Here is a 25,876-nt window from a genome sequence, read left to right as displayed (position 1 = left end):
AAGCCGGATTCCTAGGGCTTCGACACCCTGCCTGCCCCCGTTTTGCAGACCGGATCGTGCGAAATGCGGGCAGTTCATGCGAAAAGCGTCCTCGGTTGGCCTTTGGCTCGCTGCTATGTCGTTGATCTGTCAGTGGTCCTTTTCGAACGAGAGCCGCTGTCACCGCCGCCAGATCCATTCCGCAGCTGGTTTCGTGCGACTTTCGTCGCCTTCCGCGGCCTCCGACCAGCCGGCGCTCACTGGCGTTTTATCGCGCGCTGGGACCGGCCGGGCGGGCGGCGGGCGGCGGGCGGTGCCGTTTTCGCCGTTCCAGACCATGCCTCCATGTTCATCTGGGTGGATAAGACCAACTGATTTTCTGTACAAAGGGGGGCCGGCGGGCGTTTTCCCGCCCGAACCGCCCAGGAGTCCCCATGGCCCTCGTCGCCTACGCCCGCGTCTCCACCGAGGAGCAGTCCACGGACTCGCAGCTCCTCGCCCTCAAACAGGCCGGCTGCTCGGTCATCTTCGAGGAGCACGCCTCCGGCGGCGACCGCGACCGCCCGGTGCTGGCCAAGGCGCTCGCCAGTCTGAAGCGGGGCGACACGCTGGTGGTGGCGCGCATCGACCGGCTGGCGCGCTCGCTCTTCCATCTTCTGGAGGTGATCGACGGCCTGGGTCAGCGCGGCATTGCCTTCAAGTCGCTGGGCGATCCGATCGACACCACCAGCCCGCAGGGACGCTTCGCCCTGCAGGTTCTCGGCGCCGCGGCCGAGTTGGAACGGGCCCTGATCCGCGAACGCTCGATTGCCGGGCTCAGGGCCGCGGTGGCCAAGGGCAAGGAACCCGGCAATCCTGGCCTGCGCCGACGGGACCCTGCGGCCTTGGAAAAGGCCCGGCAGGGCCGCGAGACCGCCCGCGACGAACTGGTCGTCGCGCACGCCCAGGAGTTCCTGCCGACCGTCGAAGCCTTGCGGCCGACGACGCCATGGGATCAAGTCGTGCGGGCGCTGAAGGGGCAGGGGCGGACCAGGCCGTGGGACCGTAAGCCCTGGACGCCCAACAGCCTGATCCGCGCCGTGCGCCGGCTGGCTGCAGTGGGCTTGGTCCGTCAGGACGTCCTCGACCCGGCGCCCAAGCGGGTCGACAGCGACGACCTCGTGCTGATGGTGGCGGGGCTGGCGCGGGCCGAACCCGGCATCACGCTCGATGGCATCGCGCGCCGACTGCAGGGCATGGGGCAGCGCACGCCACGTGGAGGTCTGCGCTGGAGTCGGTCGTCGGTGAAGAACCTGCTGGACCGGGCCAAGGAGCAGGGGCTGGTGCGGGAAGCGGAATCCGCGTAGCGGTTGGTCAGTCGCCCACGCTGTGAGCTGGTGGGAGCGCCATTGTTACGTTGTGTCTCAACGCCCATGGCCTCCGAGAAACCCGGTGCGGTTCACTGTGTTGGGTTCTGGAAACCGCGCTTTATGCGCCAAAGTGTATCCGCATCCCTCTCTGAGAACATCAGGCGATCCGGGATGACCAACCCGGATCGCCTTCATCCGGCCTCTCTTCGGAAGCGGAAGCCATCGCTGGAGAGTGAAGCAAGCCGCATTTGGCGCCCGAGCCGTCACGCACCTCCAGTATACCGTTGGTGTTGATCTTCTCTTCCGGCATGCCAATCAACGCGTCGGTTTGGAGACATTCGAGAGTGCCCCTTGAGCTTCGTCCGCGGCGCGGTTCTCTACGGCAAGGTCGCCGAGCGAGACGATACCGACCAGCCGCTTATCGCGATTGACCACGGGCAGGCGGCGAACTTGGAGATTGCTCATGTTCCGCGAGGCGTCCTCAGTGGTCTCATCCTCAAAGACGTAGCAGACCCCGCCCGTCATCACGTCGCGCACCTTACAGTCCACTCCCTTGCCCTCGGCGGTGGCGCGGATGGTGATATCCCGGTCGGTGATCATCCCAACCAGTTGATCATTCTCGCCCACTGGCAGCATTCCCGTGTCGACGTCCTTCATCATCTGGGCGGCCTTCTGGATCGTGTCGTCGGGAGACGCGATTTCGACATCGCGAGTCATGATTTCTCGGATCTGCATGGCGATCTCCTGGGAAGTGTTGATGCGATGCTCGCTTTGAACCGAGCCGCTGCTAATAGCAGCCCAATCTCCTGTTCTGCACTCAGTTCAACCGCTCATGACGACTGTAGTTTCGGGCAACGCTGACAGCGGTCGATTTCACGCCGCCAGCTGGCTGGGCCTCGTCCATGAGTTCGATGGGCTGGTACCGGTCGGCGGTCGCTTCGACCGGAGAGATCGTCGCAGCGCTGTCAACTTCGCTTGAGGTTGATGAACTTGGGGTCTAAACAACCGGATTTCGGTTCCGCTCAGGCGGTCGGGGCAAGACCGACCGCCTCGCGCCACATGGTAAAGGCGCGAGCCCGGGCGTGCCGGGATCGGAAGAACCATCCAGAACGCAGGTTGTTCAGACCCTCAGGTCGCCAACCGACCGTGAAGTTGACAGTACCCCTTTTCGGCTTGCAAGCAGAGGGCCGTCTACATAAGGCACTTGATCCTTCATGACGGTTAGCGAGTGCGGCTCAACTCGCGACCGTTATTTCCACCCGACGGTTTCTTGCCCGACCTTGCACCGTCTCGTTCGAGGCGACCGGGTTGGCATCGCCATATCCCTTCGCCGCAATCATATCCGGATTCACGCCCTGCGAGATGAGATACTGCATCACCGCTTCCGCGCGCTTCTGCGACAGTTCCTGATTTGTGGTGATGCCCTGCCGCTGCAGCGCCGGACCAATCGGCGCGTCATCGGTGTAGCCGTTCACCAGCAGCTTGTTCTGCTGCGTCGCGGCCAGCCTCTTTGCATAGCCCGCAATGATCTCTTCTCCCCTCTTCGTCATTTGCCAGCTGCCCGGCCGGAAGAGCAGATCGGAGTTCACGGTGTAGGCAATGGCCCCCTGCAGCCGGACGATATGGTTCTGCTGAGTGGCAACCTGTTGTTGGAGTTGCTGGTTTTGCGATTGCAGCTGCTGGTTTTGCGATCTCAGCTGATCGTAAGCGCTTTGGGAAACGCATCCACTTAGCATCAAGGACGACAGCGCCAATGCGGTTGTCAGGCCGGACCACAGCGGAACCTTCAACATGGTGAGGACCTTTCGCGGATCGAGCATTGGGAAGAAAGTCGACGTGGAACCCAAGTGTGTCAGGTGGGGCTGGCCGCCAAGCGCATCGTCGGAACCTCCGTGGGAATGATCAGGCTCGCCTCCGTGGCGTTCAGCACCTGCTCTGGAGTGACGCCGGGAGCAACCTCCCGCAGCACAAGCCCGCCGTTCGTCGGCTCGATCACGGCCAAGTCGGTAACGACCAAGCTGACCCGGCGCACGGCGGTCAACGGCAGCGTGCAGCGCTTGACGATCTTGGGCGCGCCCTTGGCGGTGTGGGTCATCGCCACGATCACCCGCTTGGCGCCGGTCACCAAGTCCATAGCGCCGCCCATTCCGGGCACCATTTTGCCGGGCACCGTCCAGTTGGCGAGATGCCCCTCTTCATCGACCTGCAGACCACCCAGCACCGTCACGTCCAGGTGGCCGCCGCGGATCAGACCAAAGGAAAGCGCACTGTCGAACGCCGCGGCTCCCGGTACCGCGCCGATCGGGCTGCCGCCAGCGTCGGTCAGATCGCTCCAGGCGAAGCCCTCTTCGGGCAGAGGCTGCATGCCAATGATCCCATTTTCCGATTGAAAGAACACCCGCACGCCGGCCGGCAGATGCCGCGCCACCAAGGTGGGCAAGCCGATGCCGAGGTTGGCCAAGTCCCCATCCTTCAGCTCAAGCGCCACGCGCTTGGCGATCAGTTCCTTCTCATCCATGGCCGCGCTCCTTGCCGATAAGGTGGCTGACCAGGACATGAGGCGTGCCGACGGCGTCGGGTGAGATGACCCCGACGGGCACGATGTCCTCGGCCTCCGCGATCACCGTGGCGGCCGCCATGGCCATGGCCGGGTTGAAGTTGCGCGCGGTGAGCGAGTATTCCAAGTTCCCGTAATAGTCGGCGCGCTTGGCATTGATCAGGGCAAAATCGGCGTTCAGCGGGAGTTCCAGCAGAAACACGTTGCCGTTCACCGTCACGGTCTTCTTGCCTTCCGCGACCGTGGTTCCGACACCGGTCGGCGTCAGAACACCGCCCAGTCCGAAACCGGCAGCTCGTATGCGCTCGGCCAACGTACCCTGCGGCACCAGCTCGACTTCGATCTCGCCGGCGATCATCTGGCGTTGCGTCTCGGGGTTCGTGCCGATGTGGCTGGTGATCATCCGGTGCACCAGCTTTGCCGCCACGAGCTTGCCAATTCCGACGCCGGGACGCGCGGTGTCGTTGGCAATGACGGTCAGGTCCCGCCGCCCTTGGCGGACCAGTTCGTCGATGAGGCGCGGCGGTGTGCCGGCCCCCATGAATCCGCCGATCATGAGCGCGGCGCCATCCGGAATCATCTCGACGGCTGCAGCCAGTCCGATCACCTTCTTCATGTCTCGCCACCTTGCAATGAGCGCTGCGCCTTGGGCGTGCCGGGATCGGAAAAACCGGGAGACTGGTCATCGGCGCTATTTCTCGACGACGATGGTCAGGGCTGCCGTGTGTCGGATCACGACCTCGTCGCCCTGCCGGACGTTCTCCAAGCCCTGAACATCTGGTGCGACCAAGACCTTTTGGGTGCGGCCTTGCGGACCACGCACCGTGACAACCCGTCGGTCCTGGTCGATATCCTCGACCGTGCCCGTGGCTTCCTGGTTCACAGCGGCGGTTCCACCGGGCTTCTCACCAGGAGCCGCGCGGCTGATGGACTGGCCTTCGGCCGAGGAGGCTCCGGACTGCGGCGGTCGGGCGAAGATACTGGTCGACTGGTTGTATTCGGCGCGTACCGTATCGCCGACGGCAATCTGATCGAAGTTCCTGACATCAGGGCCCGCGGTAACCTCCTCCAGACCACCATCGGCATGGCGCAACGTCACGGTGCGGGACGGTTTGTCAACGGCGGTGACGACCGCCGTCAGTCGGACGCTTTCCACCAAAGTGACCTGCGGCCGGTCCGTGTCGGTCAGCGCTGTCGTTCGGGCATCGGCGGGGGCGCGATCCCACGGGGCTTGCGCGGTGGCCGCCGTTGCCACGAGGGCCAAGGCGGCTGTGACCTGAATTAGGAAGATGCGTCGCATGGCTGTTTCACACTGCCTTTCAGAAAAGAATGGCCGCAACTAGGGTGCCCCGAGGTGCCAGCAGGTTCCGGGCGAGGGTGCAAGGCTCGGCGTCGCCGAGCGCGACGACCGATCAGCAGCAGCAGTCTCGGAGTGGTCGCGCACTCCCCGTTGCTCCAGCCGTGTCGGTGCGCGTACAGTCCAGCGTTAGAATAGGCTCTTCGGTGCCGGGGTGATGGCAACGGCCAGGGCCTCGCTGACAGTGGCGGTGATGGTGTCGCCGACCTTCAGCGCGGGAAGCGCTGCTTGACGCTCGGGATCGGTCACGTTGATGGTATAGATCTCACCTCCCTGCGGGTTAACGAGATCAAGGCTGTGCGCTTCCACATCGATACCGACCACCAGCCCGCTGACCCGCGTCACCTGGATTCCAACGCCGCCCGGCGCCTCGACCGGCCGCGTGATCGCCTGCTTGATCGCATCCTCCGGTACGGGGCTGCCGGGCAGCGAGATCACGAAGGCCACGGAGCGGTAATAATCCACATTTACGGTGTCGCCGACCTTCAGCATCTCAAGCCGGACATCGGGAGCGGCCAAGACGGTGACCGGCTTGCCCGTACGTTCCTCGAGCATGACGTGCCGCTTGGCTGGGTCAATCGCCTTGATCTTGGCGTGGATCGTCACGGCCGCGTCCGCGGGTACCACGTTTGATAGGACGGGGCGTGATTGCGCCACCACCGGAGTCGATATGGCCACCGACACCAAGCCGGTGCCGCCGACAATGGCCGCTGCGTAAATTCTAAGCCAAGCTGGGCGCAATGGCATGATTTCCTCCTTGGGATCGCGTTGTCTCGGTCGCTGGATGAGAGACACGGGAGAGCAGCCCCAACGACGCATCCACGGCCATGGCAATGCCGAGCGTCTCTCACTGTCCAGAGCCGTCGCCGAAGAATTCGTAATGGAGGTACTTTCCTGGCACTTTTCCCGCCAGCAAGCCATCCTTGTGGCAACCATCAACGCGGCGTGAGAATCGGGCTTCAGCACTTGGTTGCGGTGAGCATGATGCCGGTATTGATCAACATACCGTACCGGTGCTCAATGCACGAGAGTCGATGTTGCGCAATGATATGCAGGCAATCCACCAAACCAACAAACGGCGCGCGCCGAGCCACTCAGTGACGTGTTGTCGTACACTCAACAGCGGCGCCTGGTCGAAATTATTAACAATAAAATAGATATCAATAAGATATATTAAGGTAATTGCCAATAGATAGATTTCTGACCTTATACGGTTGTAGTTTGAATATCATCACTTTTACCGTATCCTGTTACGGTATCTGCCCTGTTTCATTTTCCAGAGTCCTCAGTCAATTTATTGCAACACCCCACAGGCGCTGTGGAGGTTACCGTAACACGTGCGTAGAGGGCCGGTTGCTACTTTCAACAGCTCTTGTGGTTGAGGCTCAATGGCTTCTATTAGCACTTCAGGGCCGATCATCAGGAGCGGACCATCATGACGACCGTGACCATCCGCCCAACCGATGGGCATTACGGGCGGGTATGGTTTCAGCCGCCGTGGTTGCCGCGGTGACCGTGCCAAGCCTGCCCTGATCCACCCATCTCCAGAAACGCCTTCGTAGGGACCAGTGATTGTGCCGCCTGATGCGGATTGCCTGCGGTGCTGCTCGACTCGGGGTTCTGCGCATCGATGGGGCAGGCGCACCGGATTCCGAGCTCGACCATCCAACGCGGGAGAATGACCAGTGCTTAGGCCAAGGATCGCAGTCACCGTGTTCGCCGCAACACTGTTGCTTCTCGGCAGTGGCGCGTCAGCGCAGCAGCCCTCCAACACGTCGCCGTCCAGCGGAGCGCAATCTGAAAAACCGGACGCGACCATCGACTTTTCCGGAGGCAGTGTCGCGCTTGGCGTCGGCTACAGCTGGGGACACGGCGTTCTCCACTTCCAGGGAAAAGACTATCCGTTCACGGCGAATGGCTTCAGCGTCGTCAATGTTGGTGCCTCGTCGGTGGAGGCCACCGGCAACGTCTACAATCTCAAGAAGGTTGAGGATTTCCCGGGCAATTACATGGCCGCCGCCGTGGGCGCAACGGTCGCTGGTGGTGCCGCGGGGGCCGCGATGGAAAACCAGCACGGTGTCGTCATCCGGGCGACATCGAAAAACCAGGGGCTCCAACTTACGCTCGCGCCGTCGGGCATCGCGATCGCGCTAGAGGGGCCTCCGGCCGCCATGTCGGGATCAAGCTCGCAGTAGCGGTGATTCACGACCGTGACCGCACGGGCGGTGTCTCAAAGGACCGCTCGCGCGGACGCCGATCAGCAAACTTCGCAGCAGCACGGGCCGAACAGAGGCGTACGCGGTACGTAGCATCGCGGCACGCAGGGGATTCGCGGATGTCGCACGTTGACCCATCGACGCGAAGCTTACGCCTGTCAACCGGTGTAGACGAAACCCTTCACACAAAACTCACGCTCGACGGCAAACGCGGTCTCGTGGCCGGAATCGCCAACGACCAGAGCATCGCCTCCGGCTGTGCCATGGCGTTTCGAGAGCTCGGTGCGGACCTCGAGATTACCTACCTGAACGAAAAGGCCGAGCCGCACGTGCACCCACTTGCTGAGCGGCTCGGCGCCGGCCTCATCCTGCTCTGTGACGTGTGTCGGGATGGCGATCTGGAGCGCGTGTTCGAGGCTATTCGGGACCGCTGGGGCCGGCTGGATTTCCTTCTGCACTCCATCGCCTTCGCGCCGCAGGAAGATTTGCATGTGCGTGTGGTCGACTGCACCAAGGTGGGATTTTTCGCTGGCAATGGAGGTGTCCTGCCATTCCTTCATCCGCATGGCGAAGCTAGCCGAGCCGCTCATGCCGAATGGCGGCTGCCTGCTGACAGTCAGTTTCTACGGGGCGGAGCAGGTGGTTGAGCACTACAACATGATTCGACCGTTTCGACGAGTTGCTGCGGCGCACCGCGGGGTGCGCGCCCACCCACCGGCTCGTCACCGTGGACGAGATCGAGCCCAGCGCCGCATTCCTGGCCAGCGACGCGGCGCATCCGATCACTGGCCAAGTCGTCTACATCGACGGCGGCTACAACGTCATCGACTGATCGGTGGTGTCCCATGAGAACGCTCCTGCGCTTGTCTGGTCCGCTTCTTTGCCTGCTCCTTCTGGCCGGCCCCGTGCTGGCGGCCGGAGAGCCGCCCGCTGGCGCTCCCCCCCTGGACGAGGCCGTCCAGGCCGAGGAGCCGGACGCGGATGATGAACCGGTCATCGACCAGCACACCATGGACATCCTGAAACGGATGGCCGATACGCTGGCCCAGGCCAAGGGCTTCAGCGTGACGATCCGGTCCAACTACGACGTGGTGCAGGACACGGGGGAGAAGATCGAGTTCGGCGAACGCCGCACCGTGACGCTGAACCGTCCCGACGCCCTGCGGGTGGAGTCCCAGCAGAGCGACGGGATACGGCGTCAGGTGACCTTCGACGGCAAGGCGCTGACCGTGTTCGATCCCGGACAGAACGTCTACGGCCAGTTGGACCGGCCCGGCAGCGTGGACGACGCGGTGCGTTACCTCGTCCAGAACCTCCAGGTCAGGCTGCCGCTGGCGCTGCTGTTGGTCACGACGCTGCCGGCGGAGCTGGATCAGCGCATCCAGGCGCTGGACTATGTGGAGCGGGACACGCTGACGCCAGTGCCGACGGACCATGTGGCCGGGCAGACCGAGGAGGTGGACTTCCAGGTCTGGGTCGCCGCCGAAGGCCCGCCGCTGCCGCAGCGGATCACCATCACCTACAAGAACGACGAGGGCGAGCCGCAGTACCGCGCCGACCTCACGGACTGGGTCTTGAACCCCGACTTGTCGCCGGCGCAGCTTGCCTTCCAACCACCGGAAGGGACGCAGCGCATTCCCTTCCTGGTGCGCGTCCGCAAGGCCGCGGGCGACCACGCACCGGCGACGGACACCCCGTTCAACGATAAGCCGGAACGTTCCAGCAGCGCAGGGGAGGCGGCAAAATGACGGTGGGCTACACACGATCTGTTCTCGCCATTGGCACAGCCTTTCTTCTGGTCGTCGCCTCCGTCGCGGACGCCGTGGCGCGTGGGGCCCGCGGTGGCGGCCGAGGCGGAGGCGGCGGCTTTTCTCGTGGAGCAGGAGGCGGCGGCTTTTCCCGATCCGGCCCAGCGGCGAGCGGCAGCTTTTCTGCGCAACGACCTTCCGCGGGCGGAGGCTATGCCCGCCCCGGGGTCGCATCGGGCGGCGGTTTTTCCGCCCAGAGATCGGCGGGTGGTGTCGGCGGCGCAGCGGCGGGGGCTCGTCAGGCCGGGGCGACCGAGCGGTCCTCGCAGCGGAGCGCCACGGCGCAGACCGCCTCCCGCCAAGGGGGCGTTACCGAGCGGTCCGCGCAGCGCAACGAGACGCAGCAGGCACGCGCCCAGACGCGAGCGGACACGCGCGCAACCAACCAGCAGGAACGGACGGAGCGGCAGGCGCAGCGTCAGGAAGGACAGACGGAGCGCACCGAAGCCCGCCAACAGGGGCAGACTGAACGCACCGAAGCCCGATCCTATGCAGCGCAGAACATAGCGAACAATTGGGACCATCACCACTATTACGATGATTGGGACGACGATTGGGGTTGGGCTTTCGCCGGTGCGGCGATTGGAGCGACGGCCGGCTACATCGCCGGGGCAGCGACGGCGGCACCGACCAATGTGACCGTGCTCCCGTGCGCGCCGACGGTCGTGACCGCGGGGAGCGTGAGCTATTACGGCTGCGGCGGCACCTGGTACAACCGCACCTACATCAATGGAACTGTGTCCTATGTCACCGTGGCACCACCGCCCGGCTACTAGGGCCAAAGGCTCGTAACGCTGCCGTTTTCGGAGGCATCGGAATGACCAGACGGACGGTCCGAAGCCGCGGTGCTTCTGGCCGGCGTGCTTCTGGCCAACCGCTTTCTAGCCCAACCCGAGAATGCCACCGCCGATCTTCATATGGCCGTCGCCGATGGCCGGGGTGGCGCCAATGAGGCCTTTGCCCTGGCGGAGATGTCCTTCCACGCTCCCATTTCCTGTTTTGCGGCAGGATCTGGAGGCAGGCCGCGCAGCGTGGATCAGCAGCCCTCCGGCCGATGGCGGCCGGTCCGCGGTGGCGATTTTCAACACGACGGCTATAGAGCCGTCATCATCGGCCTATGGCTTGTCCTCCGTCTCCGGACGTGACACGAAGCGCTTGGCCCAGCGCATAGTGTGCAGGAATGGACGCCGTGTTACCGTATCACAGCGTTACCGTAGCGCCGGCCGCCAACCCTCTTGCTACTTCTGAAACGGACGGCCCGTGCGGTTCAATGCCCCCGTACGGTTCACTGCCGGACCCGGTCTCACCGTCGCCAACACGCGCGGCACTCAGGATCCCCCCTCAGGATCTCCCCAAAACTCCGGGCCACGGCCTCCGGAACACTGGCGGCCGCGCATTGGCGACACCGAGCAAAATGGTCCGCTTTCCATGATCGAACCATGATCGAACACCGTCGAGACTCCCCGGCCCTCCACGCCGCACGCCGGGCATCGCCACGGCAATCAAGATGTCGGGCTCTGAGGCTGGTGACGCCCTTTTTGCTGCTGGCGATGGGCTTCGAAGCCGCGTGCGCGATGCTTCCCACCGAGCGTGATCGCACTGACGCTGCGCTCGAGAGGTATAGGGTCGCCTTTGCCACGATGCGACCAAGTGCCCTGCCTCCCACGACGTCCGACCCCAACTACGTCCTCTTCGCCGATGTGCTGCAGCACGTGCTATCGTCGCATCTGAAGCCTGCCGATCCAGAGCGGTTGGTCGACACGGCGGTGGCAGGACTGCGGAAGAAGCAGCAGGACGATCGGACCGCCGGCGAACGGGCTCTGACCGAGAGCGCCATCGAGGCCATGCTGGCCTCTCTCGACCCATATTCGGGCCTTCTCGATACCGAGCACGTCCGCGACATTCGCGATCAGATGCACGGCGAGTTTCCGGGCTTGGGAATGGTGGTCACACCGGATGATAGGAGTGGCCTGCTCCGCGTCGTCAGCGCCGACGTAAACACACCCGCGGCCCGCGCCGGGGTGCGGGCTGGCGACCTGATCGCTCGGATCGATGACCGCGAGGTGAATGGGTTGAGCCTGCACGAGGCGGTGATGACCGTGCGTGGCCCGTCCGGCGGCAGCGTGACGTTGCTGCTGCGGCGCCCAGGCAACGATGTTCCCTTGCTCGTGTCCGTAACACGGACCATCGTCCGTTCTGAGCCAGTCCTTCACCGACTAGAGGATGGCGTCGCTTACATCCGGATCACCCACTTCAACGAGCAAACCAGCCGCCTCGTCCACGAAGCGTTCGACGCGATGAAGGGCCAGACTGACAGCGAACTGGCCGGCCTCGTGCTGGATCTGCGGGATAACCCCGGTGGCCTGTTCGAACAAGGCGTGAGGGTCGCCGATGCCTTCCTCGGAGCGGTGGATATCGTGTCCACCCGGGGCCGTGTGTCGGACGTGCAGCATTATTCTGGGGGCACGGACGACGACGTGGCGCGGGACCTGCCATTGGCAGTGCTGATCGACAGCGGCACGACGTCCGCGGCGGAGGTCGTCGCCGGGGCGTTGCAGGACCGCCACCGGGCGCTGCTGTTCGGTGAGCGCAGCTACGGCAAAGGCTCGGTCCAGACGATCTTTCAGCTGGCCGGTGGTGATGGCCTTCTGCTGACCACGGCGCGCTATTTCCGGCCATCCGGTGGCCCCGTGGAATGCTTCGGCATTGTGCCGAACGTCACGGTCAGCCCGGCTGGACGTCCACCACCGTCCGGCACCTGGATCAGGGCCGCAGCCTCGGTGGAGACGCATCCCGACCCGGCAACCTGCGATCCCGATGCCGTTGCACCACCACCGCCACGAACCTGGACCATGGCTGAACTATGTCCCGAGGTGGCCAGACGCCCAGTCCAGTCCGGAGTGGATCGCCCGCTGCACTGTGCCGTTGCCGCCATCCGCACGAACCGATTCGAAAGAGCCACGACGAAATGAACGCGTTGCGTCCGGCCTCACCGCCTCCCAGCGGTGAGTGGAACCGTCGTTGCGCTGTAAAACGTTGCTTTATCACGCCACGACAGTGTGGTGCACAGACGAGAGCGAAGATGGAGTGGGCTTTTTTCCCCGGGATCGTCATGCGACGCGGGCATAGGTCGGGCGTGCCAAGCCGAACATGCGGTTGAGCAAGTTGCAGGCCACCACGGTCTCGGTGCGGCGGCCCTCGTCGCTGTGCGCGCGGAGGCGATCGCCAATGACCTGCTTTTAGCGGGCGATCGCGGCTTCTGCCTTGGCCCGCTCGTTGTAGCCTGAGGTCCGCTGCCAACTCATGCGCCCGGTTTCCGCAATCGTCTGAATGTGCCGGTCACGCGGGGCGGTCGCGGCCGTGGCGCTGAGCACGGCATCGGCGCGAGGTGGGGCGATCACCGCCGCCTCCGGGTAGCGGGCCGCCACGGCCGCATAGACCTCGGTTCGATCGTAGGCCCCGTCTCCGATCAGCCCCTCGACTGAGGCGGTTACCTGATCGAGCAAGGGGCCAACTTGCGAGGAGCCGTCGCTGTCGGAGGCGGTTACCTCCACAGCCGCGATCTGGCCGGTTCGGGCATCGACCCCGATGTGGAATTTGCGCCAGGAGCGCCGCTTCTTGAAGCCATGCTTCTCCACCAGCCACTCGCCCGGACCGCTGAGCTTCAGCCCGTTGCTGTTGACCAGCAGGTACAGTGGACCGCTGTTCAGCGGCCGAGGCACCACCGCCAGGGTGTGGGCGCGCCGGCTCAGGGTGGTGTGGTCCGGGACCGGCAGGTCGAGCTGGAGCAGCCGCATCAGCGAGCCGATCAGCCCTTCGGTCTGGCGGAAAGCCAAGTGGAAGAGCGCTCGCAGCCTCAGCGTCGTCTCGATCGCCACGGCCGAATAGCGCGGCTGCCCGCCGCGGGTGGTGCGTGGGGCGGCGCGCCAGGCCTAAACGGCGTCCTCACTGAACCAAATGGTCAGGCTGCCACGCTGCCGCAGACCGGCCTCATACGCTGCCCCGTTCGTCACACGGTATGTGGCGCGGGGAAACCGACGGCGATGCGCAACGTGGTGTTTGAAAGGCATTGGTCGGCTGGGGGAGCAAAGAAGGAACCCGAGAGCGACCGCAGATCCCTCTGCCCTTGTCAGACCGGCATCCATGCACCACGCTACAGTATAAAAAGACCCTATATCGGTTTTCTAAATGAGCATGCCCAAAAGACCACAATTTTCTTTGGGTATGGACTATTCAACGAGGGGTAAATAAAAGAAAGTTAGGCCATGCCTCCTTACACTTGAGAGATGTTGGCGATATGGAGTCCATCTCGACACCTCAAGATTATTTCATTCTTGTCATTGAGCCGCATACGCAGGTATGTGAATCTCTTCGTATTATTCTAGAATACTGGGGATTCCGAGTGCTTGCCGTCAGCACAGTCAAAGAGGCAGAATATAAGATAATTTCCCATAATTTTATTCCAAACGCCGCAATTGTCGACCTTTCACTGTCGTATGTGGAGGGCGATATCAGTAATATTTTGCACATATCAAAGTTCTTGGCGCAACGCGATCTTACTATACCAGTGATCGCGATAACCGGAAATTCTGACGATCGTTGCCGTACTGTTGCTAAACAAATGGGATGAACCTATTTATTAAAGCTGCTTTCTGCAAGTACGATGTTTTCTGTGCTGATGGCTATTGCAGGCTGGCGTGTGCACTGAAGTGACGCTCACCCCTACTCGTGTTTTCTCTGTCACGTTTGAGGAAAGCACTGAAATGGAGACCTTTGCAGAAATCCCGAGTGTTATAGCCCGACAGACCGGGCAGCTGAGGAGGTTCATGGTCAGTTACAGAACGAAAGCGAAGAGCACACCATCCTCACGTTTTCACCGGAGGTTGGCTTATGCCTAAGCTCCAGTACAGCAGCCTGTCTGCCGTCCGCGGTTACCTGTCCCAGGACCAGATCCTGCTCCTACTGACCGCTGATCCCGGCAGCGGTGACGTTTGTGTGGCGGAGCCGGGTGGCTCTCTGGAGTGGCTGATCGCTGAGTGCTACGATCTGGGACTGATCAATCCTGGCGACGGGCCGGGGAAATGGCGGCTCAGCCAGGACGGGTGGGATGCTTGGGCTGCACTTCAGGGCTGAGGCCGAGCCTCGGCCACGCCTCAATTCAGTTCGCCCGCCGGGATGTCCGGCAGGCCCACCGTCTGGCCGACCAACCATGTTTTCATTCGCACCGCACCGAACACAGCCGTCCAGGTGTGGCACGAACTTTGACGGCACCGGAAATTCCGTACGACGACGCGTGCACCTCTGTACGCAAGAGGGCGCATGCGGTTTCCTCCCAAGGAAGTGCACCGTAAAGTGCCAAAGCAGCTCGGGGAGGCGCGTGCCATGAAGCCCATTGTCACCTTGACGCTTAACCCCAGCATCGATGTGTCTTGCCAAGCCGATACAGTCCGTTCGGTCCGCAAGATCCGGACCACGGACCAACGCATCGATCCCGGTGGCGGCGGCATCAACGCGGCGCGCGTGATCAACGAACTGGGGGGCCGCTCCATCGCGGTCTATCTGTCCGGTGGGGTGACGGGCAGCGTCTTCGACGGCTTGGTGCGCACCGCCGGTGTGCGTCATTGGCGCATTCCCATCGGCGGAGCGATCCGCGTCAACCAAGTGGTCTTCGAGCGGTCGAGCCGGGAGGAGTTCCGATTCACGACGGAAGGGCCACCGGTGAGCGAGGCAGAATGGCGTTCCTGCCTGGACGATCTGGAGGTCCTTCAGTTCGACTACCTCGTCGCCAGCGGCAGCCTGCCGCGCGGGGTGCCGGCCGACCTCTACGTGAGGGTTGCGCGCATCGTTGCCGACAGGGGCGCCCGACTCGTCATCGACAGTTCAGGGGATGCTCTGCGGGAGGCGCTGCGCCACGGCGTTTTCCTCGCCAAGCCCAGCATCGGTGAACTGGAGCAGTTCGTTGGCCGTCCCTTGCGGGAGCCGCAGGCCCTCGATGAGACGGCCAGAGAACTCGTCGGCTCCGGTCGTGTGGAGGTTCTGGCTGTCACGCTCGGGCACGAAGGGGCCTTGCTGGCCACCGCAGCGGGCACCGTCCGCCTCCGCGCACCGGAAGTGGCGGTGAAGAGCGCGGTTGGAGCGGGTGATAGTTTCGTGGGCGCCATGACGTTCGCTTTCACCCAGGGTCGGGACGCGCGCGATGCCCTCGCTTTGGCGGTGGCGGCCGGAACGGCAACGGCGATGACGCCGGGGACGCAACTGTGCCGGCGCTCGGATGTGGAAGCACTGTATCAGCGCCTGCGCACCGAAGGCTGACAGCCGGCCCATGCGGCGACGCCGGATCTCGTGCGGCGCTTTTGCCGGAGCCACACCGACTGGCGGGAGCTGCCCGGTAAGGGCGCCATCCAGTTCAACGACACCCATCCGAGCCGGGCGGTCTTCGAGCTGATGCGGTTCTTCCCTAGGGTGCGAACGGATGCGACGATGCCGTCCAAACCACGTCCAAAGGTGGGCGGCACACAGAGAGGGTGCCATGAACGGGATCCGCGTTGGGCTCATTGGGTACGGGCATGCGGGAGCGATCTTCCACGCCCCATTGATCGCGGCGGAACCGAGGCTGCGCTTGGCGGCCGTGGTGACAAGCCGCACAGAGCAATTGGCGGCGGCCTTTCCGAACGTGCGCGCTGTAGCCAGTGTCGAGGAGATGCTGGGCGATCCAGCCATTGAGCTGGTCGTCGTCGCCTCCCCCAACACCAGCCATGTGCCTTTCGCGCGTGCGGCGCTGCTGGCCGGCAAACATGTGGTGGTCGACAAGCCCTTCACCCCGACCCTGACCGAGGCCGACGCGCTGGTTATGCTGGCTGAAGAGCGGGGCCGTCTGCTCAGCGTTTTTCACAATCGCCGCTGGGACGACGGCTTCCTCACCGTACAGCAGCTTCTTGAACGAAATGCGCTTGGGCGCCTTGCCCATTACGAGGCTCATTTCGACCGCTTCCGTCCCGCCATCAAGCAGGGCTGGCGGGAGGAGGAGCGGAGGGGTTCCGGCCTGCTCTACGATCTCGGGCCGCATCTGGTTGATCAGTCACTGGTCCTGTTCGGGCTGCCGCGTGCGGTGACCGCCGACATCGCCCGCCAGCGACCCGATGCGCGGGTGGACGACTGCTTCCATCTGGTCCTCGATTACGGCAACCTGCGGGCGGTGTTGCACGCCGCGAACCTCGTGTACCGGCCGGGGCCCGCCTTCACCCTGCACGGCGACGGCGGGAGCTTCGTCAAGCACGGGCTCGACCCGCAGGAGGCGGCGCTGAAGGAAGGGCGGAGGCCGGGGCAGCCGGGTTGGGGGGTGGCCGCGGCGGAGCCCGGTATTCTTTGGCTCGCGGATGGTTCGGAGCGGGTGGTCGAAACCGTGCCGGGACGTTACGAAGCCTATTACGCGGGCATCGCCGCCAGCCTGCGTGACAGCGCGCCACCGCCGGTGACGGCGCACGAAGCCCGCAACGTCATGCTGGTTCTGGACGCCGCCATCCGCAGCGCTGCCGAGCGGCGGACCGTTGCGGTGATATGAGGGTCACAGCTCCGGCCAGCGCTCCGTCACCAGCCGCCGCACCTCGTCCGCCGAGTCCTTCTCCAGTGCCGCCTCGGCGACCGCGCGGCAATCGTCGAGCCGCAGCGTGCGGATGAACGCCTTCAGGTCGGCGATCACCGCCGGGGTCGCCGACAGCTCCGTCACGCCGAGCCCCAGCAGCAGTGGCGCGGCCATCGGGTCGGAGGCGGAGCCACCGCACACCGCCACCGGCCGGCCGAACCGGCCCGCTCCGGTCACTGCCAGCCGGATCAGGCGCAGCACGCCGGGGTGCAGCGCATCGAGCTGCGCGGCCACATGCGGGTTGCCGCGATCCATCGCCAGCGCGTACTGCGTCAGGTCGTTCGTCCCGACCGACAGGAAATCGGCCACCGCGCTGATGCGGTCGGCGGTCAGCGCCGCCGCCGGCACCTCGATCATGGCGCCGACCGCGATGGGTTCCGCCCGGTGCAGGGCTGCGCGCTCCTCGTCGATCATCGTCCGGACCGTCCGCAACTCCTCCGGCGAGGCGATCATCGGCACCATGATGCGGCACGCCCCGGCCGGGGTGACGCGCAGAATGGCGCGGATCTGGCTGCGCAGCAGCTCTGGCTGGCGCAGGCCGACGCGCACCCCGCGCAGCCCGAGCACGGGGTTCTCTTCCTTGGGAAGCGGCAGATAGGGCAACGGCTTGTCGCCGCCCACGTCCAGCGTGCGGATCACCAGCGGTCGGCCGCCGAGTGCATCGGCCACCTCCTGGTATTGGGCGGCCTGCTCATCCTCGGTCGGCGCCGACTGCCGTTCGAGGAACAGGAATTCCGTGCGCAGCAGACCGCATCCCTCGGCCCCCTCAGCCACAGCACCAGCGGCGTCGGCAGCGCGGCCCAGGTTGGCGAAGACCTCGATGCGCGCGCCATCCGCCGTCACGCACTCCAGCGCCGCCGACTTCCGATTCTCGGCGCGGTGGGCCGCGCGGAGTGTGACGGCATCGCGTGTCGCCGTCATGACCTCGGGCGGTGGGAAGACCCGCAATTCGCCCCGGTTCCCATCCAGGATGACCGGCGCCCCGTCCGGCACCCGGCGGGCCTGGACCCCAAGCGCGACCACCGTCGGAAGCCCAAGCGAGGCCGCCAGGATCACGGCGTGCGAGGTCGGGCCGCCCTGCGCCATGCACAACGCTCCCAGCCGGCCGGGAGGCACATCGGCGAGATCGGACGGCAGGAATTCGTCGGCCAGCACGATGGCGCCTTCCACCATGTCGGCCAGCCGCAGGCGCGGAGCCCGCCCGGCCAGCACCTCCAGCACCTGCTGTTCCAGATCACGCATGTCGGCGGCGCGCTCGGCCATGCGCGGGTCGGCCATGCGGGAGAGCGCCTCAGCATGGCGGCGCATGGTGGCGCTCCAGCCCGACTCTGCGCTCTTGCCCGCGCTCATCTGGGTCAACGCCTCTTCCAGCAGTTCCGGGTCGTCGATGAGCGTGCGGTGCGCCTCGAAGATGGCGGCGTGTTCCGGTCTCCGGGCCGCGGCGGTTGCGAGGCGCGCAGCCACGCCGGCCAAGGCATCGCGCAGACGCCGTTCCTCCACCGCCGGGCCGCGGCCCTCTTCGACGATGGGAACCGCCGTGCGGAACAACCGCACCGCCGAACCGACGGCGATGCCGGGGACCGCAATGGTGCCTTTCAGGAGAATCTCCGCTCCGGCGACGAAGGGTGGGGCGATGTCTCCCGCCTCGGCGGGTGGCGGGGCTGTGGCGGATACGGGCGCAACGGGAGCCGCGGCGAGCGTGACCACCGGATCGCCAAGTCCCTGGTCGATCAATGCCGCCAGGGAGGCCACAATGGACGCCGCCCCTGGACCGGACGCGGTGATGGTCAGCTCGTCGCCGAGAGCGGTGCCCAGCCCCATCAGCGCCACCACGCTCTTGGCGTTGGCGGTTCGCCCGCCGGACAGGATGGACACCGGGCCGGCATGTGCCTTCGCGGCGTTGGCGAGAGCCGCCGCCGGCCGGGCGTGCAGCCCATGCGCGATGCGCAGGCGCACGGCACGCCGCTCCGTCCCGGCGCCATCCCCGGCATCCTCCGGCGCGCCTGTGGCCATGTCCCCGCCGTGGACTTCCATCACCGGTTCGCCGACCGCCACCTCCCGGTCGGTGCGGCGACCGTCCACGCTGTATCCCTCACCGTTGACCACCACCATCATGCTGACGAGGCTGCGCGCCCGCCGGCCGAGCAGGTCCATGTCGAAGGAGAGCAGCCGGTCGCCGGCCCGCACGCTCTGACCGTCCCGTACATGCACGGTGAAACCCTCGCCACCCAGCCCCACCGTGTCCACACCGACATGCAGCAGGATCTCCGCACCGCTCGCCGTGCGCAGGGTGCAGGCGTGGCGGGCGCGGTGGACCGCCAGCACGACCCCGTCGCACGGCGCGCGCAGTTCGTCCGCGGTGGGATCGATGGCCATCCCGTCGCCGACCAGATGCTGTGCGAAGGCCGGATCGGGCACGTCCTCCAGAGGCATGGCCCAGCCGGCCAGCGGTGCGACAAGACGGACACTGGTCACGATGCGTCCCCCCTTTTTGCGGAGCCTGTTCCCTTCAGGCTGGATTATCTTATCCCGCTCTTGTTGTGGCGAAGTGGAATGGCTCGGCGGGGAAGTCAAGGACGGTGCCGTGAGAGTACGTCGTCACCACGACAGGTGGCTTTCCAAAAAGAGACAGGTCGTGCCGTGCTTTATGGATAAGGCTACACCGTCCGCGCCAACCCCGAACGGGCGTCAAACGTCCTCTGGAGGCAGCGATGACTCTGAATCCCTTCGCCTTTCTCCAAGCCATCGGCAAGTCCCTCATGTTGCCGGTCGCGGTCCTGCCGGTGGCGGGCCTGCTGTTGGGGATCGGCGCCGCTGATTTCGACTGGATGCCGCCGCTGCTGTCGCTTCTGATGAAAAGCTCCGGCGATGTCATCTTCAGCAACCTGCCGCTGATCTTCGCCATCGGCGTGGCACTGGGCTTCACCCAGAACGACGGGGTCTCGGCCATTGCCGCCACCATCGGCTATCTGGTGATGCTCGCCACGCTGGGGGTGATGACCGGCCTGTGGGGCATGGAGCCGAAGACCATCATGGGCATCAAAGCCATGGAGACCGGCGTGTTCGGTGGCATCCTGGCCGGCGGGCTGGCGGCGGCCATGTTCAACCGCTACTACAAGATCACGCTGCCCACCTATCTCGGCTTCTTCGCCGGCAAGCGCTTCGTGCCGATCATCACGGCGCTCGCCGCCATCCTGCTGGGCGTGGCGCTGTCGGTGGTCTGGCCGCCGATCCAGAACGGCATCAACGCTTTCTCCCATTGGGCCGCGGTCAGCGACCCGCGCACCGCCGCCACCATCTACGGCTTCGTCGAGCGGCTGCTGATCCCCTTCGGCCTGCACCACATCTGGAACGTCCCCTTCTTCTTCGAGATCGGTTCATTCCAGACGGCGACGGGGGAGATCGTGCACGGTGACATCAACCGTTACTTCGCCGGCGATCCGACCGCCGGCATCCTGTCCGGCGCCTTTCTGTTCAAGATGTTCGGCCTGCCGGCCGCGGCCATCGCCATCTGGCACGCGGCGCTGCCGGAAAACCGGGCTCGCGTCGGCGGCATCATGATCTCCGCCGCGCTGACCTCCTTTCTCACCGGCATCACCGAACCGATCGAGTTCTCCTTCCTCTTCCTCGCGCCGGTGCTCTACCTGATCCACGCGGTGCTCGCCGCCACCTCGCAGTTTCTGATGAACTCGCTGGGCGCGCACATGGGTTTCACCTTTTCCCAGGGCGGAATTGACTTTGTCATTTTCAATGTGTTCAACCCCAATTCACAGAAATGGTGGCTGGTGCTGATCTTCGGGCCGATCTACGCGGCCATCTACTACACCGTCTTCCGGGGCGCGATCCGCTGGCTGGATTTGAAAACCCCCGGCCGCGAGGCCGCGGCTGCGGCCGACGCCACCACCGGTTCCGGCACTGAACGAGCACGGGACTTGGTGCTCGCGTTCGGCGGGCGAGGAAACATCGGCACGCTCGATGCCTGCATCACCCGGCTGCGGGTGGTGGTCCGGGAACCGGCGCGGGTCGACGAAGCAAAGCTGAAAAACATGGGGGCTTCGGGCGTGCTGCGGGTCGGCGACAGTGTCCAAGCGGTGTTCGGCCCGCTCTCCGAGAACCTGAAAACGGAAATGCAGGAGTATCTGGAATCCTCCGGCGCCGACGTGGCTGCCGAACCGGCCGCACCCGTGTCCGCCGCCATGGCCGGAGCGCCCCCACCCTCCCGGTCGTCGAGGGCAGACATGCCTAAGATTCGGGAGGATCTGCTGCGCGACGCCCTCGGTGGGGCCGCCAACATCCAAGCCCTTGCACCTTTTGCGGTCACCCGGCTGCGCGTGGAACTTGCCGACGCGGGCAAGGCCGACATGGCCGCGCTGAAGCAGGCCGGTGTGCGTGCCGTCGTCCCTTGGGCGATGGGGCTGGACCTCATTGTCGGCAACGACGCGACGAGGCTCGCCGCCGCGCTGCCTGCGGGCACCGTCCCGCAGAAAGCCGCCGAATGACATCCAAGGTTTGTCGGGAGCGAAGCGTCACGCAGGCACTCATGCGCAGCAAGCACCCATGCTGAACCGCGCAGTGGATATCACACGGGCATGACTCCACCAACGTTGATGAAAGCCCATGCGCAAAGATGTGGGCAGCACCAGCCAAAAGAGGTGGGTGCATTCTTTCGCAACACTTGAAGTACATACACCCCTCGCCCTAATTCATTATACAATATGTTTGTTATATGAATATTCAAAACTGTTGCTGAGGTGTCAGGGTGAACATGGCGGAAGGTCTATCGCCGTCTTGCCGCCCTCGTGCTTAGTGCGTTTGCGCAATGCTGATGTCGGGCGTGCGCGTGCGCGGCACGGATAAACCAGAGCAGCGAAGCCTTGAGAGGGTCGTCCACGCTCCGCATCCGCGGCACCGCCAGTTCAACAACTTCGGCAGCATCAAATCAAAGTGGTTGGCGGCCCAAAGAACCAACGGGAGGAGGTCATGCCGCTTTCAGTCACCCGCAGGTCTGTTCTCCAACAGGCCGGCGCCGTAGCGGCCTTCGCCGGCACCTATGGCGCCATCCAGAACACTGCACGGGCGCAGACACCGAGTGGCGAGGATTACTGGGAGCTCGTGCGCCGCCAGTTCATCTTTCCGGAGAGTGCGGTTCCGATGAACTGCGCCAACTTGTGCCCAACCTTTCAATCCGTCGCGGACAAGGTCGCGACGTTGTCGAGGGTCGTCGATTACGATGTATCCTTCAACAATCGGGCGCAGTTCAACGACACGCTGAAGGCATCGCGGGCCAAAGTGGCGGCACAGATCGGTGCCGCCCCGGAAGAGGTGGCGCTCGTGCGCAACACCTCTGAAGGCAACAGCGTCATTACCAACGGTCTCGATTTCCGGGCAGGAGACGAGATCGTCATCTGGGAACAGAACCACGTCACCAACAACGAGGCGTGGGATATCCGGGCCAAGCGTTTCGGTTTGAAGGTCATCCGAGTGTCGGTGCCACGGGTGCCGGAAAGTGATGAGCAGGTGGTGGAACTGTTTGCCAAGGCGTGTTCCGACCGCACCAAAGTGCTCAGCTTTACCGAGGTTTCCAACGTCAGCGGGCTCAAGCTGCCGGCAAAGAAACTCGCCACGATGGCTCGTGACAGGGGCATTTACTGCCATGTTGACGGCGCGCAGAGCTGGGGGGTGGCGGCGCTCGACGTCCACGACATCGGCTGCGACTCGCTCGCCGCCAGTGCCCACAAGTGGTTCATGGGCCCGAAGGAGATTGGCATCCTCTATGTCCGCAACGGACGCGCCCCGGAAATCTGGCCCAACACCATCGGCTACACCGGCGATATCAAGGTCGAACTCGAGCTTGAGAACGCGCTCAAGTTCGAAACCCTCGGGCAGCGCGACGATGCCGCGGTCGCGGCCCTCGGCGAGACCGCCGATCTGCACGAACAGATCCGGCCCGAGCGGATCCAGGCCCGCGTCACGGAACTCGCCAGTCTCCTGAAGGAGGGGTTGAAGGACGCCGGCGCGACCCTGGTGACGCCGGAGAGCCCGGCAATGAGCGGTGGGGTGGTGGTCATCGAGGTTCCGAAGGCAAACCAGAAGGCCGTCGCCGACGCCATGTACACGCAGTTCGGCATCGCCGCGTCAACCTCTGGGGGATTGCGGCTCTGCCCGCACATCTACAACACCCGGGCGCATATCCTTCGGGCCGTCAAGGGCGTCGCTTCCATGCGGGATTTGGTCAAGGTCTGATGCCGAACCAGGGGCAAGGGAGGGGGCAATGGCGAGAACGATGAAGGCGGCCGTGGTGCACCAGTTCTGGAACCACTGTCTATTGAAGAGGTTCCGGACACGACCCAGCAGCGCGACGAATTCCTGCCGATCAAGAAGTCCGTCTTGATTGGTGTCGGCCTATTTGAAGGCCGAATCGACGACATCGAGAAACTCAAGAGTGTCGATCTTGCTTGCCGTCATTTCCAGCGATGCTCGCGAAGACGTCGGCAGGCAGATGGGTTTCACCGACTGTCAAGGCGAGATCCTTGTTGCGATCCAGAATATAGAACACCAGCATTTGGTTGTTTTTGAATTCCGTCATGGAGACACTGCCGTCCTGATTGTCGTCGAGCAGTTCGAAGATCCTGGCGTCGCGTGCATTTTCCGCGGAAGCCGCCGCCGCGGTCGTCACGATGTGCGCGAGCGCCGCCAGAGTCACCATCAACATGAACGCCATTCGCGCCGTCGCGGCCATGGCCGATCTCCCCTTTCGAATTGGGATGTTCCGCTTCTCCGGTATCGGGCCGCAAGCCGGCGTCGTTTCAGAAGTAGCATGGGGCCGCTTTCGGGAATGCTACAGTAACGCCCCGTTGCATCACGGCTCTCAGAGCCTTTCGCCGTCGGCCATCTGCGGCGGTGGAATGGCAAGACCGGCCTTGCGCAAGCCGTCAACGATCCGGACGATGATGTTCGGGTGGATGTTGCGGCGTTCGAATTCAGGGATCGCCTTGACCGGGAAATTCGGGTCGAGCCGCAGGATCTCGGAGACCGCCTTCGCCGCCTCGGCCCGGTTTCCGGTCTGGCCGTGTATCATCGCCAGCGCGACATGGCCGAGAATGACCTCGCGCCCCAGATTGGCCCGCCGCATCTCCTCGAGCGCCTCGTCGTAGCGGCCGTTCACGTAATGATAGGTGGCGATCACGATGCGGTACCAGCTCGGCTGCGCCGGGTTGCGCGTGAAGGCCTCGCGGATCAGCGGAATTCCGCGCTCCCAGTCACCGGTCAGGCTGTAGCAACGCCCCAGGTCGGCGAGGATCGCGCTGTCGTTCGGGTTGAGCGCGAGCGCCCGTTCGTACGCGGCGATGCTGCGCTGCGGCTCGCGGCGCATCCACCAGGCAAGCCCGAGTGCCTGATGGGAAAACGCGCTGTCCGGAGCCAGCGACACCGCGCGCTCGGCCAGTTGCAGCCCGTCATCGACCGGATTGCTGGGCGCCGGACCGGTGTTGAAGCCGAGCCGGGCTTCGTCGATGGTGACCATGGCGAGCGCCGCCCAGGCTTCCGGGTAGCCGGGGTCGTTCCTGGTCGTCCGTTCAAGACAATCCCGCACCTCGGCATGGAGGGCGGCGCTGAGCTGGCGCCAATATTGACGGGTGCGCAGAAGGCAGGCGTAGGACGACAGGTCCTGTGGCGCGTGCTGTTCGTTCAACCGCGCCTCCTCGCGTTCGATCACGCCGTCCGATTGCGCCAGGGTGCGGGCGACCTGGACGGCGATGTCGTGGCGCAGATCCAACAGCCTGGTCGGCGTGACGGCGCGACGGAAACTGTCCGACCACAGGTAGCGGTGATCCTTGGCCGCGATCAGCGTGGCCGTGACCTGGATGTAATCACCGGTTTGAGCGACGCTGCCCTTCAGCAAATAGTCGACGCGGGTGGTCGGCACGGCCTCGCGCAGGGCCGGCGCCGAAGGGTAGCGGAAGCTGGTGTCGGCACCGAAGACCAGAAAATCATCGAAGCGGATAAGCGCCGTGACGAGATCCTCGGTGATGCCGTCGGCGACGAGGTCGAGCGTCGGATTGCCGGAGCCGTTGGTGAACGGCAGAACCAACAGGGCCGGGCCGCGCACCGCTCGTTGTGTCGTGGCCGGCTCCGCGGCGCGCTCCAGGGCGTTCTTCGACGGGTCGGGGGCGATGCCGCGCCACCCGGCGAAGAGCCCCAGGCCGACCACGGCCAGAAGCACGACTGTGGCCGCGACGGCCAGCCAGCGGAGCGGATGGTTGATAGGGCGTCCGAGGAACAGCGGCGCGCGGGGTGGGTCCAGCCCGTCACGGGTTGGCACCGGCGCCGGGCCGGAGGCTTCGTCTGGAAGGTCGGCTCCGGCAGTGACCGGCACCAGGGAGAACCGGGGAACGTAGCCGCCTTTGGGAATGGCGATGCGCAGAGGGTCGGCGGCGCCTTCGGTCAGATAATAGTGTTCCAAGGCGCGGCGAAGACGGCCCGCCTGGATGCGGACCACCGGATCGAGCAGCGGGTCGAAGCTGGCGTCGCGGTCGAACACGTCCATGGCGATGGTGTAGGCCTTGATGCGATTGGCGCGCCCGGCCAGGGCCTCCTGCACGATGAACTGCAGAAAGCGGCGGCCACGGGCGGAACCGCGCAGGCTGCGGCTGGCCAGCACGCGCGCCAGCGCCGCATCGATGAGCGGTGCCGTGATGGTGGACGCGGGTAAATCGGTGCTCTGTGGTTCGTCGGAGGTGGGAAGCACGGCTCTCTCCTTCCGTCAAAAGTGCGGATCAAAACCTCGGTTTCCAAGCCCTAAGCCATTGATTTAGCTTGGCCCATGGGAGGTTTTGATCGGCACTCTAAGTCCATCCGGCAGCTGTGCCCACAGGGCAAGGGGTTGCTACACCATGCTGTCCATGCCGGGACGCTCTACATTAGCCAGGCGCTGGGGCCAAGCGCTGGAAGCAGTAGACGTCATGATCTC

The 25,876-nt window shown here is 64.6% G+C and carries 20 protein-coding genes and 3 pseudogenes; 13 read left to right on the top strand and 10 right to left on the bottom strand.

Features of this window, described 5'->3' with window-relative positions; genetic code table 11:
- Window positions 1–413: 413 nt before the first annotated feature.
- Window positions 414–1,325: a recombinase family protein gene (locus AMK58_RS28300; RefSeq protein WP_035674327.1), complete on the top strand. Its 912-nt coding sequence runs from the start codon at window positions 414–416 to the stop codon at window positions 1,323–1,325.
- Between the two features lie 318 nt (window positions 1,326–1,643).
- On the opposite strand, the gene AMK58_RS28295 is transcribed toward AMK58_RS28300, so the two are convergent.
- From AMK58_RS28295 to AMK58_RS28270, 6 genes are all read right to left on the bottom strand, one after another.
- The gene (locus AMK58_RS28295) at window positions 1,644–2,063 is read right to left on the bottom strand and encodes a CBS domain-containing protein (protein ID WP_035674329.1); all 420 of its coding nucleotides are present in this window, start codon (window positions 2,061–2,063) and stop codon (window positions 1,644–1,646) included.
- A 500-nt stretch (window positions 2,064–2,563) separates the two neighbouring features.
- Window positions 2,564–3,121, bottom strand: a complete 558-nt coding sequence (locus tag AMK58_RS28290; protein ID WP_059399778.1) for an OmpA family protein — start codon at window positions 3,119–3,121, stop codon at window positions 2,564–2,566.
- A gap of 59 nt (window positions 3,122–3,180) precedes the next feature.
- Window positions 3,181–3,846, bottom strand: coding sequence for a 3-oxoacid CoA-transferase subunit B (locus AMK58_RS28285; protein ID WP_035674334.1), 666 nt, complete (start codon window positions 3,844–3,846; stop codon window positions 3,181–3,183).
- Complete coding sequence (locus AMK58_RS28280) at window positions 3,839–4,501, bottom strand: CoA transferase subunit A (RefSeq protein WP_035674337.1); 663 nt, start codon at window positions 4,499–4,501, stop codon at window positions 3,839–3,841. Before AMK58_RS28280 ends, AMK58_RS28285 begins: the two co-directional genes overlap by 8 nt.
- Window positions 4,502–4,576: 75 nt before the next feature.
- Window positions 4,577–5,185 (bottom strand): hypothetical protein, encoded by a 609-nt coding sequence (locus tag AMK58_RS28275; protein ID WP_051140265.1) that lies wholly within the window; start codon window positions 5,183–5,185, stop codon window positions 4,577–4,579.
- 186 nt (window positions 5,186–5,371) lie between these two features.
- On the bottom strand, window positions 5,372–5,848 hold the full coding sequence (locus tag AMK58_RS28270; RefSeq protein WP_059399777.1) for a hypothetical protein: 477 nt from the start codon (window positions 5,846–5,848) through the stop codon (window positions 5,372–5,374).
- A 1,106-nt stretch (window positions 5,849–6,954) separates the two neighbouring features.
- On the opposite strand from AMK58_RS28270, the gene AMK58_RS28265 reads away from it, so the two are divergent.
- The 5 genes and pseudogenes from AMK58_RS28265 to AMK58_RS28250 all read left to right on the top strand — a co-directional run bounded on the left by AMK58_RS28265 (window position 6,955) and on the right by AMK58_RS28250 (window position 12,238).
- The gene (locus AMK58_RS28265) at window positions 6,955–7,437 is read left to right on the top strand and encodes a hypothetical protein (RefSeq protein WP_051140266.1); all 483 of its coding nucleotides are present in this window, start codon (window positions 6,955–6,957) and stop codon (window positions 7,435–7,437) included.
- A 140-nt stretch (window positions 7,438–7,577) separates the two neighbouring features.
- Window positions 7,578–8,290 (top strand): annotated as a pseudogene (locus AMK58_RS30110) (SDR family oxidoreductase).
- A 13-nt stretch (window positions 8,291–8,303) separates the two neighbouring features.
- On the top strand, window positions 8,304–9,206 hold the full coding sequence (locus AMK58_RS28255) for a DUF2092 domain-containing protein (protein ID WP_082413769.1): 903 nt from the start codon (window positions 8,304–8,306) through the stop codon (window positions 9,204–9,206).
- Window positions 9,203–10,042, top strand: a complete 840-nt coding sequence (locus AMK58_RS30765; RefSeq protein ID WP_146206582.1) for a hypothetical protein — start codon at window positions 9,203–9,205, stop codon at window positions 10,040–10,042. The genes AMK58_RS28255 and AMK58_RS30765 overlap by 4 nt, the downstream gene beginning before the upstream one ends.
- Before the next feature lie 762 nt (window positions 10,043–10,804).
- Entirely contained in the window at window positions 10,805–12,238 is a 1,434-nt protein-coding gene (locus tag AMK58_RS28250; RefSeq protein ID WP_236778390.1) for a S41 family peptidase, read from the top strand.
- A 138-nt stretch (window positions 12,239–12,376) separates the two neighbouring features.
- On the opposite strand, the pseudogene AMK58_RS28245 reads toward AMK58_RS28250, so the two are convergent.
- A pseudogene (locus tag AMK58_RS28245) lies at window positions 12,377–13,336 on the bottom strand (IS5 family transposase).
- Between the two features lie 227 nt (window positions 13,337–13,563).
- On the opposite strand from AMK58_RS28245, the gene AMK58_RS30105 reads away from it, so the two are divergent.
- The 5 genes and pseudogenes from AMK58_RS30105 (at window position 13,564) to AMK58_RS28230 (ending at window position 16,827) form a co-directional block, all read left to right on the top strand.
- A complete protein-coding gene (locus AMK58_RS30105) occupies window positions 13,564–13,896 on the top strand; it encodes a response regulator (protein ID WP_081650214.1) in 333 nt (110 codons plus the stop codon).
- Window positions 13,897–14,156: 260 nt separating this feature from the next.
- Window positions 14,157–14,399: a hypothetical protein gene (locus tag AMK58_RS28240; RefSeq protein WP_035674342.1), complete on the top strand. Its 243-nt coding sequence runs from the start codon at window positions 14,157–14,159 to the stop codon at window positions 14,397–14,399.
- A 249-nt stretch (window positions 14,400–14,648) separates the two neighbouring features.
- Window positions 14,649–15,578: a 1-phosphofructokinase family hexose kinase gene (locus AMK58_RS28235; protein ID WP_035674448.1), complete on the top strand. Its 930-nt coding sequence runs from the start codon at window positions 14,649–14,651 to the stop codon at window positions 15,576–15,578.
- 24 nt (window positions 15,579–15,602) lie between these two features.
- Window positions 15,603–15,710, top strand: a pseudogene (locus AMK58_RS32005) (glycogen/starch/alpha-glucan phosphorylase); the annotation flags it as partial.
- Between the two features lie 85 nt (window positions 15,711–15,795).
- Window positions 15,796–16,827: an oxidoreductase gene (locus AMK58_RS28230; protein WP_035674344.1), complete on the top strand. Its 1,032-nt coding sequence runs from the start codon at window positions 15,796–15,798 to the stop codon at window positions 16,825–16,827.
- Between the two features lie 3 nt (window positions 16,828–16,830).
- Here AMK58_RS28230 and ptsP read toward each other — a convergent pair whose 3' ends face one another.
- Complete coding sequence (gene ptsP, locus AMK58_RS28225; protein WP_109111668.1) at window positions 16,831–19,383, bottom strand: phosphoenolpyruvate--protein phosphotransferase; 2,553 nt, start codon at window positions 19,381–19,383, stop codon at window positions 16,831–16,833.
- A 236-nt stretch (window positions 19,384–19,619) separates the two neighbouring features.
- Between ptsP and ptsG the strand changes: the two genes are divergently transcribed.
- Both ptsG and AMK58_RS28215 read left to right on the top strand, forming a co-directional pair.
- The gene (ptsG, locus tag AMK58_RS28220) at window positions 19,620–21,407 is read left to right on the top strand and encodes a PTS glucose transporter subunit IIBC (protein WP_035674346.1); all 1,788 of its coding nucleotides are present in this window, start codon (window positions 19,620–19,622) and stop codon (window positions 21,405–21,407) included.
- Between the two features lie 481 nt (window positions 21,408–21,888).
- Window positions 21,889–23,151, top strand: a complete 1,263-nt coding sequence (locus AMK58_RS28215) for an aminotransferase class V-fold PLP-dependent enzyme (RefSeq protein ID WP_035674349.1) — start codon at window positions 21,889–21,891, stop codon at window positions 23,149–23,151.
- Between the two features lie 193 nt (window positions 23,152–23,344).
- On the opposite strand, the gene AMK58_RS28210 is transcribed toward AMK58_RS28215, so the two are convergent.
- Together AMK58_RS28210 and AMK58_RS28205 are read right to left on the bottom strand one after the other, a co-directional pair.
- Entirely contained in the window at window positions 23,345–23,647 is a 303-nt protein-coding gene (locus tag AMK58_RS28210; RefSeq protein ID WP_059399775.1) for a hypothetical protein, read from the bottom strand.
- Window positions 23,648–23,776: 129 nt separating this feature from the next.
- The gene (locus AMK58_RS28205; protein WP_059399774.1) at window positions 23,777–25,654 is read right to left on the bottom strand and encodes a tetratricopeptide repeat protein; all 1,878 of its coding nucleotides are present in this window, start codon (window positions 25,652–25,654) and stop codon (window positions 23,777–23,779) included.
- Between the last annotated feature and the right edge of the window lie 222 nt (window positions 25,655–25,876).

Source organism: Azospirillum brasilense (assembly GCF_001315015.1).
Lineage (GTDB): Bacteria > Pseudomonadota > Alphaproteobacteria > Azospirillales > Azospirillaceae > Azospirillum > Azospirillum brasilense.
This window is presented reverse-complemented; position numbering and strand designations above follow the sequence as displayed.

Coding starts and splice junctions, on each gene's coding strand:
- AMK58_RS28290 (WP_059399778.1), bottom strand. CDS start 3,121: ATGTTGAAGGTTCCGCTGTGGTCCGGCCTGACAACCGCATTGGCGCTG.
- AMK58_RS28275 (WP_051140265.1), bottom strand. CDS start 5,185: ATGCGACGCATCTTCCTAATTCAGGTCACAGCCGCCTTGGCCCTCGTG.
- AMK58_RS28215 (WP_035674349.1), top strand. CDS start 21,889: ATGCCGCTTTCAGTCACCCGCAGGTCTGTTCTCCAACAGGCCGGCGCC.
- AMK58_RS28300 (WP_035674327.1), top strand. CDS start 414: ATGGCCCTCGTCGCCTACGCCCGCGTCTCCACCGAGGAGCAGTCCACG.
- AMK58_RS28295 (WP_035674329.1), bottom strand. CDS start 2,063: ATGCAGATCCGAGAAATCATGACTCGCGATGTCGAAATCGCGTCTCCC.
- ptsG (WP_035674346.1), top strand. CDS start 19,620: ATGACTCTGAATCCCTTCGCCTTTCTCCAAGCCATCGGCAAGTCCCTC.
- AMK58_RS28210 (WP_059399775.1), bottom strand. CDS start 23,647: ATGGCCGCGACGGCGCGAATGGCGTTCATGTTGATGGTGACTCTGGCG.
- AMK58_RS28240 (WP_035674342.1), top strand. CDS start 14,157: ATGCCTAAGCTCCAGTACAGCAGCCTGTCTGCCGTCCGCGGTTACCTG.
- AMK58_RS28255 (WP_082413769.1), top strand. CDS start 8,304: ATGAGAACGCTCCTGCGCTTGTCTGGTCCGCTTCTTTGCCTGCTCCTT.
- AMK58_RS28280 (WP_035674337.1), bottom strand. CDS start 4,501: ATGAAGAAGGTGATCGGACTGGCTGCAGCCGTCGAGATGATTCCGGAT.
- AMK58_RS28285 (WP_035674334.1), bottom strand. CDS start 3,846: ATGGATGAGAAGGAACTGATCGCCAAGCGCGTGGCGCTTGAGCTGAAG.
- AMK58_RS30765 (WP_146206582.1), top strand. CDS start 9,203: ATGACGGTGGGCTACACACGATCTGTTCTCGCCATTGGCACAGCCTTT.
- AMK58_RS28235 (WP_035674448.1), top strand. CDS start 14,649: ATGAAGCCCATTGTCACCTTGACGCTTAACCCCAGCATCGATGTGTCT.
- AMK58_RS28230 (WP_035674344.1), top strand. CDS start 15,796: ATGAACGGGATCCGCGTTGGGCTCATTGGGTACGGGCATGCGGGAGCG.
- AMK58_RS30105 (WP_081650214.1), top strand. CDS start 13,564: ATGGAGTCCATCTCGACACCTCAAGATTATTTCATTCTTGTCATTGAG.